Below are 13,193 nucleotides of genomic sequence, written 5' to 3'. Positions count from 1 at the left end.
CGCCCACAAACGAGGTCCGGGGGTCGGGCCGCATGGGCCACGCGCGTTGCATTGCCTGCCCCCGTCGGGCAGGCTTCGGCCGGACGGGGCGTTGCAAGACCCCGATGCAGGACCTGCAGCGAGGCGGCACGATGAACATCCCAAGCATCTTCCGGGCCGGGCTGGCCGGGCTCGCCCTCGGGCTCGCCCTGCCGGGCGCCGCGACGGCCCAACCGCTGCGCATCCTCGCCGGGTCGCCCTCGGCGGCGCTGCAGGTGCCGATGAACCGCGCCGTTGTGGTCGAGAGCGACATTCCCTTCGTCGAACTGTCGATCGCCAATCCCGGCATCGCCGACATCTCATCGCTCACCGACCGGACCATCTATGTGCTGGGCAAGGCGCCGGGGCGCACGACACTGACCGTGCTGGGCGAGAACGGGCGGCTGATCAGCAATGTCGAGGTACAGGTCACCCCCGACATCGCCGAATTCAAGGAACGGCTGGAGCAGATCCTGCCGGGCGAGCCGATCGAGGTGCGGACCGCCAATGACGGCATCGTGCTGTCGGGCGTGGTCAGCTCGATCGCCAAGCTCGACCGCGCGCTGGAGCTTGCGCAGCGCTACGCGCCCGAACGCGTGTCGAACCTGATGAGCGTCGGCGGCACCCAGCAGGTGATGCTCAAGGTCCGCTTCTCGGAGATGCAGCGCTCGGTGAGCAAATCGCTCTCGGCCTCGCTCGGTGCGCGCGGCACGGCGCGGGGCAACGACCTCGGGTTGGCCATCGGCACCAATTCCCTGAACAACTCAGGTGGCCTGGGTACCGCCTTGAGCGGCTCGTTGCCCGCTGCAGGCACCGCCAATGCCTCGACGCTGTTCGGCTTCAATGCCGGAGGCGTCGAGGTCGGTCTGCTGCTCGAGGCGCTGGAGAGCCGCGGCGTGGTACGCACCCTGGCCGAACCCAACCTGACCGCTCTGTCGGGGCAGGAAGCGAGCTTCCTAGCGGGTGGCGAATACCCGGTCCCGGTGAGCCAGGAGAACGGCAACATCTCGATCGACTACAAGCCGTTCGGGGTCGAGCTTCAGTTCGTGCCCCGAGTGGTCGAGGGCGACCTGATCAACCTCGAACTCAAGGCCGCCGTCAGCTCGATCGATCCGACCAACGGCTTCACCTCCAATGGCTTCACCGTCGACGCCTTCAGCCGCCGCGAGACCTCGACCACGGTCGAGATGCGCGACGGCGAAAGCTTTGCCATCGCCGGGCTGCTCTCGGATGACTTCCGTGACCTCAAGGGCCAGGTGCCGTGGCTCGGCGACGTCCCGGTGCTGGGCGCGCTGTTCCGGTCGGCCGAGTATTCCCGCCAGCAGACCGAGTTGGTGATCATCATCACGCCGCACCTGGTGACGCCGACGCGTGGTGAGACGCTGGCCATGCCGACCGACCGGGTCCGCCCCCCTTCGGAGCGCGAACTGTTCCTGTTCGGCCGCGTCGCCGCCGACCGCGCGCCCCAGAGCGGAAGCGCCGGGGAAATCGCGCGCCAGGACTTCTCGGGCTCCTACGGCTACGTGATGGACTGAGAGGAGATCCGAGATGCGCCGCCTTCTGACCTCATGCGGCTGCGCGCTCGCGCTCGCGGCCTGCACCGCCCCGCCCGGCTTCGATCAGGAGGCAGGGCTGGTCCATCCGAGCTTCGGCACGGCGACTCGGACCAACACCCTCGCTCAAAGCGGGGCCTCGGAAGGGCTGCGCGTGGATCTCGCCCGGCAATTCGCGGCCGAGGTCGATACCACGATCACCTTCGCCTTTGATTCGGATGCGCTCGACACCGCCGCCCGCGCCGCCCTGCAGCGCCAGGCCGCCTGGATCCGCCGCTACCCCGAACTGCGGTTCCGGGTCTATGGTCACACCGACCTCGTCGGCTCCGAAGCCTACAATCAGGCGCTCGGCCTGCGCCGGGCCCGCGCCGCGGTCGCCTATCTGGTCTCTCAGGGTCTCGACGCGCGCCGTCTCAAGGCGGTGGCCTCCTTCGGCGAGACGCGGCCGCTCATCGCCACCACCGACCCGGAGCGTGCCAACCGCCGCACCGTCACAGAGGTGTCGGGCTTCGTTCAGGGCCATCCCAACCTGCTCAATGGAAAATACGCGGCCGTCGTGTTCTCGGGCTACGTCGCCAGCGCCGCCCCGGACAGCGCCGTCGCGGCAGGCCAGAGCGCGCTTGGTGGCGGCACGGCGGAGCCCTGAGTCGCGTGGCGACAAAGCGTCGAACCATGCCTTGATCGTTGCCACCGTTCCAACAATTTCAGCTTTTCAGCCCCATTGCAGCCATCATTGAACGGCAAGACTCGTAGTGTGGAGGAGCGGCCCCGAGGGTTCGTCCCACGGATCGCACGCTTCGCCCCGGCGAGGCCCTCCCGCATGACAGAGGATTGGAAGGCATGAACAGCACGGCCCCCCTGCAACCCGAGCCCCAGCCGATCGCAGCCTGCACGATCAGTCGTGACGTGCAGGAATTCGACCTGCTGATCGAGGACATGGAGGCCGCGATGGGCGAGAACTGGGGCGATCTCGGCTTTGCCGACGCCCTGGCCTTTCTCGAACAGCCCGAGGCGGAGGAGCTGGAATTCATCGCCGTCGCGCTGAGCAAGGAAGACGAGCGCGATCTGCCGCTGATCGCCGACATCATCGCCCATGCCAAGCGACGCGGCATCAAGGTGGTGTTGATCGCCGACGAGGTCAGCCCCGGCGCGCTGCACCAGCTGCTGCGCGAGGGCGGCGACGAGTTCGTCCCCTACCCGCTGCCCGAGGGCGAGCTGGCGCAGGCGATCGAGCGGCTCCGCTCGGGGGCCGGACCGATCCTTCCCGAACAGCAAGCCGCGCCGCCCAAGGTCACCAATGACCGCTCGGGCGTGGTGATCCCGGTCCAAGGTCTGTCCGGCGGCAGCGGCGCGACGACGCTCGCGGTCAACCTCGCCTGGGAGCTGGCCAACGTCGACCGCAAGGCGCCGCCGAAGGTCTGCCTGATCGATCTCGACCTGCAATTCGGCTCGGTCGCCACCTATCTCGACCTGCCGCGCCGCGAGGCCGTGCTGGAGTTCCTGAGCGACCTCGCCACCGCCGAGGGCGAGCGGCTGATGACCGCCATGGTCCCCTACCAGGACCGGCTGCAGGTGCTCACCTCGCCGGCCGAACTGGTGCCGCTCGACCTGATCGGCCCCTCGGAGGTGGAGCGGCTGATCGAGATGGCCCGGGTCAATTTCGACTACGTCGTGATCGACATGCCCTCGAGCCTCGTCGACTGGTCCGCGACGGTGCTGCAGGCGGCGCATGTCTACTTCTCGACGCTCGAACTCGACATGCGCTCGGCCCAGAACACGATGCGGATGAAGCGGGCGCTGCAATCCGAGGAGTTGCCCTTCGAGAAGCTGCGCTTCGTGCTCAACCGCGCGCCGGGCTTCACCGACCTGTCCGGCAAGAGCCGGGCCAAGCGGCTCGCGGATTCGCTCGGGATCTCGATCGAGCTGCAGATGCCCGACGGCGGCCGCGCGGTGACCCAGAGCGCCGATCACGGCACGCCGCTGGCCGAGGGTGCGGGCAAGAACGCGCTGCGCCGCGAGATCGCCAAGCTCGCCCGCTCGGTCCACAAGGTCAACATGTCCGAGGCGCGGGCCCCCGCCTGACGCCCCGAAGGGAGCGCGACCCATGTTCTCGAAGTTCCGAAAGCCAGAGCCAGGCCAGCCCGTGGCCGCCCCGCAGACCGCTCCTGCCAACGCGCCGGCCTCCCCGGCCACAGCTGCGGCCGCCCTGCCTCCGCCGACCGCCGCCGCGCGCCGGGCTGCGACGGCCAGTGCGGAGACCGCGCGCCGCGCCGCCGAAGCAGGCCCCGCCGAGAAAGAGCGGCGCCGCAAGGAGCGCCTCGCCGAGATCAAGCTCGAGGTACACAAGGCGCTGCTCGACACCCTCAACCTCGCCGCGCTCGACAAAGCCAGCGAGCAGGATCTGCGCAACGAGATCAACGCCATCGCCAGCGAGACGCTGGACCAGATGGGGGTGTCGCTCACCCGCGAGGAACGCGCCGGGCTTGGGCAGGACCTGTATTTCGAGGTGACCGGGCTCGGCCCGCTCGAAACCCTGCTCAAGGATGACAGCGTCAACGACATCCTCGTCAACGGCCCGCACCAGATCTTCGTCGAGCGCGACGGCAAGCTGCAACTCACCGACATCACCTTCAAGGACGAGCGCCACCTGCTCCGGATCATCGACAAGATCGTCTCGGCCGTGGGTCGGCGTGTCGACGAATCCAACCCCTATGTCGACGCCCGCCTTGCCGATGGCTCGCGCTTCAACGCCATGGTCGGACCGATCGCGGTGGATGGCAGCCTGGTCTCGATCCGCAAGTTCAAGAAGGACAAGCTCGGCATCGACGACCTGATCCGCTTCGGCGCGATGTCCGAGGAAATGGCCGCCTATCTCGAGGCGGCGGTGGCGACGCGGCTGAACATCATCGTGTCGGGGGGCACCGGCTCGGGCAAGACCACCACGCTCAACGCGCTGTCCTCCTTCATCGCCGATAACGAACGGATCCTGACCATCGAGGATACCGCCGAACTGCAGCTGCAGCAGACCCATGTCGGCCGCATGGAGAGCCGCCCCCCCAACGTCGAGGGCAAGGGGGCCGTGAGCCAGCGCGACTGCCTCAAGAACGCGCTGCGGATGCGACCCGACCGGATCATCGTCGGCGAAACCCGCGGCGAGGAAGTGATCGACATGCTGCAGGCGATGAACACCGGCCATGACGGCTCGATGACCACGATCCACGCCAACTCGGCCCGCGATGGCGTGAGCCGACTCGAGAACATGATCGCCATGGCCGGGCTCGAAATGCCGATCAAGGCGGTGCGCAGCCAGATCGCCAGCGCCGTCCACCTGATCGTCCAGGCCAGCCGCCTTCAGGACGGCTCCCGCCGGATGACCTCGATCACCGAGATCACCGGCATGGAGGGCGACGTGATCTCGATGCAGGAGATCTTCCGTTACCGCCGGGTCGGACTGAATCCCGACAACAGCATCATCGGCCACTTCACTGCGACCGGCGTCCGCAGCCATTTTTCGGAGCGGTTCCGGCTCTGGGGCTACGACCTGCCCGCCTCGGTGTTCGAACCCGTAGGAGGGAAGTGACGCATGAACCTCAGCGCCGAACCGGTCATCTACGGCCTCGTCTTCATCGCCGTGCTCGTGCTGGTCGAAGGGGTGTATCTCACCATCTTCGGCCGCTCGATCAGCCTCAACAGCCGGGTCAACCGCCGGCTGACCCTGCTTGAGAAGGGCACGCGGCGCGAGGAGGTTCTCGAGCAGCTGCGCAAGGAGATGACGCAGCATCTCAAGGCCCGCCGGGTTCCGCTCTATGCCCTGCTGGCGCACAAGGCGCAGAAGGCCAACATCGCCTTCAGCCCGGCCCAGCTCGTCATGCTGATGGCGGGGCTGGGCTGCGTGGCCTTCGCCGGGCTGACGCTCGGAACCGGGGCCGGTCTGCCGATCCGCATCGCGGTCGCCGCCGCGATGGGGGTGGGCGGCGTCTATGTCTGGGTCAGCAACAAGGCCAAGAAGCGGATCGACCTGATCGAGGCGCAACTGCCCGAGGCGATCGAACTGATGGTGCGCTCGCTGCGCGTCGGCCACCCGTTTTCCTCGGCGATCGGCATCGTCGCGCGCGAGGTCCCCGACCCGCTGGGCTCCGAGATGGGGGTGATCGCCGACGAGGCCGCCTATGGCCGCGATATGAGCGATAGCCTCAAGTCGATGGCCGAACGGCTCGACATGCAGGATCTGCGCTTCCTGGCGGTGGCGGTGACGATCCAGCGCCAGTCGGGCGGCAACTTGGCCGAAATCCTCGACGGCCTGGCAAAAGTTGTGCGGGCGCGTTTCCGGCTGTTCCGGCGGGTCAAGGCGATCACCGCCGAGGCCAAGTGGTCGGGCATGTTCCTGTCGGGGTTTCCGATCGCCGCGTTGATCGGCATCAACCTGATGGACCCGAACTACTACGATGAAGTCAGCCAGACGTCGGTGTTCATTCCGGCCTGCTTCGCCGTCGCGGCCTTTCTGATCATCAACATCATCGTCATGCGCGCCCTCGTAAACATCAAGGTCTGACCGATGCTCCAACTGCAACAGATCCAGGCCATGCTCGTCGAGCGCTTCGGACCCGCGGGACCGGTTCTCGCCCTCGGGCTGATCGGGATCGTGCTGATCCTGCTGACGTTGCCTTCGCTGCTCCACCGCCGCGAGGACCCGCTCGACAAGCTCAAAGCGCAGAACGGCAACGGCGCGGTCGCACCGGCCGATGCCGCCAAGTCGGCGCGGCTGCGCACCCCCTCGGCCGCCGACAAGCTGGAACGCTACGCCACCTTCCTCGAGCCGCAGAACGCCAAGGAATTCTCGGCGATCCGGTTGCAGCTGATGCAGGCCGGCTACCGGTCGCGCCATGCCGTCCGGATCTTCCACTTCTCACAGTTCGCGCTGGGCATCGTGTCGCTGATCGGCGGGCTGACCTACGTGCTGAGCCAAGGCGCCGAGGGGGCCACCGACCTGATCGCCCCCACCCTTATTCCGGCGGCGATCGGCTATCTGCTGCCGCGCTACTGGGTGACCCGGCGGCGCGAAGCGCGGCGCCAGCAGATCACCGACGGCTTTCCCGACAGCCTCGACATGATGCTGGTCTGCGTCGAGGCGGGCCAGTCGCTTGACCAGTCGATCATCCGCGTCAGCCACGAGCTGCGCGCGGGCTATCCGGATCTGGCTTGGGAATACGGCCAGGTGGCGCATGAGATGAAGGCGGGCAAGGAAAAGACGCAGGTGCTGCGCGACCTGTCCGAGCGCTGCGGCGTGACCGACATCTCGAGCTTCGTGACCGTGCTGGTGCAGAGCCAGCAATTCGGCACCTCGATCGCCGACGCGCTGCGGGTCTTCTCGGCCGAGATGCGCGACAAGCGGGTGATGCGGGCCGAGGAAAAGGCCAACACCTTGCCGACGAAGATGACGCTGGCGACGATGATGTTGACGGTGCCGCCGCTGCTCATCATCCTGATCGGGCCGTCGCTTCTCGACATCTACATGACCCTTGGCGGCGGGGCTTCGGGGAACTGACGCGACCGACATGCGCCCACCGCTCCTGCTTTTCGTGGTCCTGCTTGCGGCCGCCTGCTCCGACGCGGGCGGCCTGTCCGAATCCGCAGGTGGGGTCTATGCGCCCGGCCCGTCCGGCGCCCCCGATGTCGATGGTCTGATCGTCGGCCACCGGCTGATGGCTGCGAACGAGGCCGAGTTGGCGCTTGCCGCCTATGGCCGCGCGGCAGCAGAGCAGGGCATGGGTGTCGACACGCTCTCGGCGATGGGATCGGCCAACCTGCGGCTCGGGCGTCTGGGCCAAGCTGAACGGCTGCTGCGCCGCGCGGTCGAACTCGACCCCGAATTCGCGCCGGCCTGGAACAACCTCGGCGTGGTGCTGATGGAGACCGACCGCGCCCCCGAGGCGGCCGAGAGCTTCCTGCGCGCCTTCGCGCTGGTGGATGGCAATGATGACAGCGTCCGCGACAACCTCCGCCGGGCTATCGCCAAGCGCGATGCCGCCCTCTATGCTGGCGAGGAGGAACCACAAGAGTTCCAACTGGTGCGGCGCGGACCGAGTGAATACGCGATCCTGACCGCGCTTTGAGGATGACGAGCAGCAAAGGACCCCTCATGCGCCTTCCGGCCCGTTATTGCGTCTTCGCGGCCGCGCTTGCGCTCGCGGCCTGCAGCACGTCCGACGGCAAGGTGTCGCGCGCGGTCGACGACCTGCGTGAGGCGCGTGATGCCGATCTCAACGAGATCATGCTGACCGTGGCCGAACCCGCCGAGAGCGTCGCCTATTTCGAACGGCTCGCCACCGCCGAACCGGAAGCCATCACGCCGCAGCGCGGTCTCGCCACCTCGCTGGTGCGCGCCAAGCGCGGCGCCGAAGGGGTGGCCGCCTGGCGCAAGGTGACGGCGCATCCCGAAGCAGAGCCCGAAGATTCGGTCGAGCTGGCCGACGCGCTGATCCGGGTCAACGAATGGGACGAGGCCGAGCGCGTGCTCGATGCCATCCCGCCCACCTACGAGACCTTCCAGCGCTACCGGCTCGAGGCGATGGTCGCCGACAGCAACGAGGAATGGGCCCGGGCCGACAGTTTCTACGAAACCGCCGCGGGGCTGACGACCACGCCGGGCGGCGTGCTCAACAACTGGGGCTACTCCAAGCTGACCCGCGGCGATTACCGCGCCGCCGAGCGGCTCTTCACCGATGCGCTGCGCCAGCAGCCGGGGCTGTTCACCGCCAAGAACAACCTCGTCCTCGCCCGCGGCGCCCAGCGCAACTACAAGCTGCCAGTCATGCCGATGACCCAGACCGAACGGGCGCAGCTGCTCTATACGCTGGCGCTCACGGCGATCAAGCAGAACGACGTGACGATCGGCAAGGAGCTTCTGCGCGACGCCGTCGATACCCATCCCCAGCATTTCGAGGAAGCGGCGCGCGCGTTGCGCGCACTCGACGGCGGCTGACGCCGTACTGCCGGGCTCGCTCCCACTTGCCGCCACAATGATCGTGCAACTTGGCCGCGTCAGGTCGGGAGGACACCGATCGCCGTAGCGGAGTGATCCATGAACATGCAGGTCGGCACGGCCGCGCCGCAGGTCCCGCGCAGCCTCGAGGCGGCGGGGCTGCCGCCGGTCATGATGCGTGACATCGCGCTCAAGACCATCTTTCGCACCAATGTCCGGCTGCCGAGCGAGATCGGCCGGGCACTGTGCCTGCCGGTCAATGTCGCGCAGGAGCTGATCGACGCGCTTCGCGGCCAGAAGCTGCTCGAGGCGATGGGCACGCTGAACGGCATCGATCCCGGCACCGAGATGCCCTACCAGCTCACCGATACCGGCCGGGCGCGGGCGCTCGATGCGCTGGCGCAATCCGAATATTTCGGCGCGATGCCGGTGCCGCTTGCCACCTATCGCGAGCAAGTGGCCCGCCAATCGGTGCGCAACCTGACCATGACCCGCGATCGGCTGGACGCGGCGATGGGGCATCTCGTGCTGCCCAACGCCTTGCTCGGCCAGCTCGGCCCGGCCATCGGAGCCGGTCGTTCGATCCTGATGTATGGTCCGCCCGGCAACGGCAAATCCTCGATCTCCAACGGCATCCGCGACGCCTTGGGCGATCTGGTCTACGTGCCCCGCGCGCTCGAATATGGCGGTCAGGTGATCACCGTCTACGACCCGATCATCCATGCCAGCGTCGAGGACAACGAGGACGCGCCCAGCGCGCTGCGCCGCGCCGGGATGCGGTTCGATCCACGCTACGTGCGCTGCGAACGTCCCACGGTGGTGACCGGGGGCGAGCTGTCGCTCGACATGCTCGACCTGGTCTACAACCCGGTGGCCCGGACCTATCAGGCGCCGCTTCAGCTCAAGGCGACCGGCGGTATCTTCATCGTCGACGACCTTGGCCGCCAGGCGGAGCCCCCCCAGAAGCTCGTCAACCGCTGGATCGTGCCGCTCGAGGAAAACCGCGACATCCTCTCGCTGCAGTCGGGCGAGAAGTTCGAGGTGCCCTTCGATACGCTGGTAATCTTCTCGACCAACTTTCACCCGAACGAGATCTTCGACCAGGCCGCGCTGCGCCGGATCTTCTACAAGATCCGGATCGACGGGCCGAGCCAGGAAGATTTCCTGAAGATCTTCGCCATGGTCGCCCGCAAGAGAAAGATGCCGCTCGACCAGGCGGCGATGCTTCACCTGCTCAAGGTCAAGTATCCGAGCATCGGCAACGTCTTCGCCAACTACCAGCCGATCTTCCTGATCGACCAGATGATCGCGATCTGCGAGTTCGAAGGCATCCCCTACCAGATGACCCCCGAACTGGTCGATCGCGCCTGGGACAACATGTTCGTGCGCGACGGCATGGTGGTCCACTAGGCGCGACCGCGACGGAACGTCCTTCCTCATCCGCTGTGGCAATCTCGTGGCCGCATGGGCTATCAGGTCGAACGGCGGGCCGATGGCCCGGCGGCACGACACGGGAACCGAAGGGCGGAACATGGCCGAACGCGACGAGGAGCTGATCGGGGACATGGCGCGGGCCGGGATCGCGCCGGAGGTCACCCGGGCGGCGCTGGCATTCGACGCGGTGCTGCAGCGGTGGCGGCGACGCGTGCGCACCCGCGAGCTGGGGCATCGGGCGCTCGACGAGCTTGGGTTGCCGCTCGATCTCGCCCAACTCGACGTGATGATCGCGATCCACGCCCCGGCCAACGAGTTCGCCGACGACCCGGCCGAGGAGACCATGGTCTCCACCGTGGCTCAGCGCCTCAACATCGACCCGTCGCGGGCCAGTCGGATCGTCACCGACCTGATCGGCCGCGGCCTCGCCGCGCGCGCCACCAGCCGCGCCGATGCGCGCCGCAGCATCGTGACGCTGACGCCGTCGGGACAGGCCATGGTCGAGGCTGTGCGACGCTACAAGTTCCTGCTGCTCGGCGGTTTCCTGTCGGACTGGACGCCGGATGAGCGCGAGACGCTGCTGCCGCTTCTGGAGCGATTCTCGCACTGGTCCGAGAGCGGCGCCACCGCCGACGAGGCGGGGCTCGAGGACCGAATCGCCCGGCTGCGCGACGAACTGGCGCAGCACCTCGCCACGCTTTGAAACGGAGGGCCGGTCGCCCTAGATCAAGCGGATGACCGCGCTGCCCCCCCTCTTCGACGACTGGTTCGCCAAGCGCGGCTGGAGCATCCATCCGCATCAGCGCGAGATGCTCGCACGCGCCGACGCTCCGGCCCTGATGCTGATCGCGCCCACCGGGGGCGGCAAGACCCTCGCCGGGTTCCTGCCGACGCTGGCCGAGCTGGCGGATGGCAGCCACAAGGGGTTGCACACGCTCTACGTCTCGCCCCTGAAGGCACTGGCCACCGACATCCGGCGCAACCTCACCATCCCGGTCGAGGAAATGGGCCTGCCGATCCGGATCGAGGACCGCACCGGCGATACCAAGCAGACGGCCAAGAAACGGCAGCGCGCCGATCCGCCGCATATCCTGCTGACCACGCCCGAAAGCCTCGCCTTGATGATATCCTACGAGGATGCACCGCGCATCTTCGCGGGGCTCAAGCGCATCGTGGTGGACGAGATTCACGCGCTGATGGAGGGCAAGCGCGGCGATCAACTGATGCTGAGCCTCGGACGGCTGGAAACCCTCGCGCCCGGCCTGCGCCGGGTCGGCCTTTCGGCCACGGTCGAGGACCCTGAGGCGCTGGCCTCTCTACTCGCGAAGCATCCCGAGCCTTGCGAGATCATCGAGGCCGATCCTGGCCCCGATCCCGACATCTCCATGCTGCGCACCGAGGCACCGCCGCCCTGGGCGGGGGCCGGCGGCGGCTACGCCGTCCGAGAGGTGCTCGAGCAGGTCAAGAAGCACAAGACGACGCTGATCTTTCACAACACCCGCGCGCAGGCCGAGATCTTCTTTCACAAGCTCTGGCTCGCCAACGAGGACGACCTGCCGATCGGCATCCATCACGGCAGCCTGAGCCGGCAGGTCCGTGCCAATGTCGAGGCAGCAATGGTGGCGGGCGAGCTCAAGGCCATCGTCTGCACCGGCAGCCTCGATCTCGGCATCGATTGGGGCGACGTCGACCTCGTGATTCAGATCGGCGCGCCCAAGAACGTGAAACGGCTCGTGCAGCGGATCGGCCGGGCCAACCACCGCTACAACGCCCCCTCCAAGGCGCTTCTGGTGCCAGCCAACCGTTTCGAGGTGGTCGAATGCATGGCCGCGCTGGAGGCGGTGAAGGCGCACGAGCTCGACGGCTCGCCCCGCGGGCCCGGACCGCTCGACGTGCTGTGCCAGCACATCATGATCACCGCCTGTGCCGGACCCTTCGACGAGGATGCGCTCTTCGCCGAGGTGAAGACCGTCGGCCCCTATGCCGGGATCAGTCGGGCGCAGTTCGACGACTGCCTCGATTTCGTCGCCACCGGCGGCTATGCGTTGCGCGCCTATGACAAGTGGAAACGACTGCTGCAGCGACCCGACGGGCTGTGGCAGCTGCGTGACCCGCGCTCCGCCCTGCGCATCCGCATGAATATCGGCACGATCCAGGATGCCGACATGCTCAAGGTGCGGATGCGCGGTGGCGGCGGCCGGCCACTGGGCGAGGTCGAGGAAGGCTTCGCCTCCTCGCTCACCCCCGGCGACACCTTCCTCATCGGCGGACAGGTCGTGCGCTACGAGACGCTGCGCGAAATGACGGTGGAGGTCACCCGCCGCGCCGACCGCGAGCCGCGCATCGCTACCTATGCGGGCGCCAAGATGCCGACCTCGGCACAACTCGCGCACCGCATTCTCGACGACCTGCAGCGTCCCGACTGGCCCGAGCTGCCGCGCCATACGCGCGACTGGCTGCATCTCCAGCGCGAGGTGTCGAAGATGCCCGAGCGGGGCCGCATCCTCGTCGAGACCTTCGAACATGACGGGCGCCACCATGCCTGCTTCCACACCTTCGCGGGCAGGCACGCCCAGCAGACGCTCGGCCTGCTGCTGACCCGTCGGATGGAGACGCTCGGCCTGCACCCGCTGGGCTTCGTCGGCACGGACTACGCGACACTGGTATGGGGGCTCGACGAGCTCACCGATCCGGCGCCGCTGTTCGAGGCGCATGAGTTGCGCGAGGGGCTGGAGGGGTGGTTGACCTCGAACGCGGTGATGAAGCGGACCTTCAGAGGGGTCGCCAGTATTGCGGGGCTGATCGAGAAGAATCTGCCGCAGGTCCGCAAGACCGGCAAGCAGGCGACGTTCTCGTCCGACATCCTCTATGACACGCTGGCGAAATACGATCCCGACCATCTGATCCTGCGCGTGACCCGCGATGAGGCGATGCGCGGCCTCGTCGATTTCGCCCGGGTCGAGGAGATGCTCGAGCGTACCAAGGGCCGGGTCGATCTGGTCCGCGCCGCCCGCCCCACCCCGCTTGCCGCTGCGATGCTGCTGGAACGGGACCGGGTGCCTGTGGCGGGCGCCGGGCGCGAACGGCTGGCCGAGCAGGAGGCGGCACGTCTGTTGAAGGAGTCAGGCCTTGCGGCCTTCGGCGCGCCCACCGTCGCGGGGGTGTGAGGGACCGCCCGCTTGCATGGCGCGGCCTGCGCGGGCATG

General features: G+C 67.7%; 11 protein-coding genes. All 11 read left to right on the top strand.

The annotated features are described in order from the left end of the window. Positions 1–131: 131 nt before the first annotated feature. The 11 genes from FHS00_RS12215 (at position 132) to FHS00_RS12165 (ending at position 13,154) form a co-directional block, all read left to right on the top strand. Positions 132–1,553 carry a type II and III secretion system protein family protein gene (locus tag FHS00_RS12215; RefSeq protein WP_183473940.1) on the top strand — a complete coding sequence of 474 codons (1,422 nt, stop codon included), beginning with the start codon at positions 132–134 and terminating at the stop codon, positions 1,551–1,553. A gap of 13 nt (positions 1,554–1,566) precedes the next feature. Then, complete coding sequence (locus FHS00_RS12210) at positions 1,567–2,217, top strand: OmpA family protein (protein ID WP_183473937.1); 651 nt, start codon at positions 1,567–1,569, stop codon at positions 2,215–2,217. A 194-nt stretch (positions 2,218–2,411) separates the two neighbouring features. After that, positions 2,412–3,653 (top strand): CpaE/TadZ family protein, encoded by a 1,242-nt coding sequence (locus tag FHS00_RS12205; RefSeq protein WP_183473934.1) that lies wholly within the window; start codon positions 2,412–2,414, stop codon positions 3,651–3,653. Positions 3,654–3,675: 22 nt separating this feature from the next. Beyond that, positions 3,676–5,151 (top strand): TadA family conjugal transfer-associated ATPase, encoded by a 1,476-nt coding sequence (locus FHS00_RS12200; RefSeq protein ID WP_183473930.1) that lies wholly within the window; start codon positions 3,676–3,678, stop codon positions 5,149–5,151. A gap of 3 nt (positions 5,152–5,154) precedes the next feature. Then, the gene (locus tag FHS00_RS12195; RefSeq protein ID WP_183473927.1) at positions 5,155–6,123 is read left to right on the top strand and encodes a type II secretion system F family protein; all 969 of its coding nucleotides are present in this window, start codon (positions 5,155–5,157) and stop codon (positions 6,121–6,123) included. A gap of 3 nt (positions 6,124–6,126) precedes the next feature. Further along, on the top strand, positions 6,127–7,116 hold the full coding sequence (locus FHS00_RS12190) for a type II secretion system F family protein (protein ID WP_183473912.1): 990 nt from the start codon (positions 6,127–6,129) through the stop codon (positions 7,114–7,116). Between the two features lie 10 nt (positions 7,117–7,126). Continuing rightward, positions 7,127–7,684 (top strand): tetratricopeptide repeat protein, encoded by a 558-nt coding sequence (locus tag FHS00_RS12185; RefSeq protein ID WP_183473909.1) that lies wholly within the window; start codon positions 7,127–7,129, stop codon positions 7,682–7,684. Positions 7,685–7,710: 26 nt separating this feature from the next. Continuing rightward, a complete protein-coding gene (locus FHS00_RS12180) occupies positions 7,711–8,553 on the top strand; it encodes a tetratricopeptide repeat protein (protein ID WP_183473906.1) in 843 nt (280 codons plus the stop codon). Between the two features lie 99 nt (positions 8,554–8,652). Then, the gene (locus tag FHS00_RS12175; protein WP_183473903.1) at positions 8,653–9,963 is read left to right on the top strand and encodes an ATPase; all 1,311 of its coding nucleotides are present in this window, start codon (positions 8,653–8,655) and stop codon (positions 9,961–9,963) included. Between the two features lie 121 nt (positions 9,964–10,084). Continuing rightward, positions 10,085–10,690, top strand: a complete 606-nt coding sequence (locus FHS00_RS12170) for a MarR family winged helix-turn-helix transcriptional regulator (RefSeq protein ID WP_183473900.1) — start codon at positions 10,085–10,087, stop codon at positions 10,688–10,690. A gap of 31 nt (positions 10,691–10,721) precedes the next feature. Beyond that, complete coding sequence (locus tag FHS00_RS12165; RefSeq protein ID WP_183473897.1) at positions 10,722–13,154, top strand: ligase-associated DNA damage response DEXH box helicase; 2,433 nt, start codon at positions 10,722–10,724, stop codon at positions 13,152–13,154. The last annotated feature ends 39 nt before the right edge of the window (positions 13,155–13,193 follow it).

This window comes from Limimaricola variabilis (assembly GCF_014195545.1).
Taxonomy (GTDB): Bacteria; Pseudomonadota; Alphaproteobacteria; order Rhodobacterales; family Rhodobacteraceae; genus Limimaricola; species Limimaricola variabilis.
Note: the sequence above shows the minus strand (reverse complement) of the source record. Positions and strands in the feature narration are given on the sequence as shown.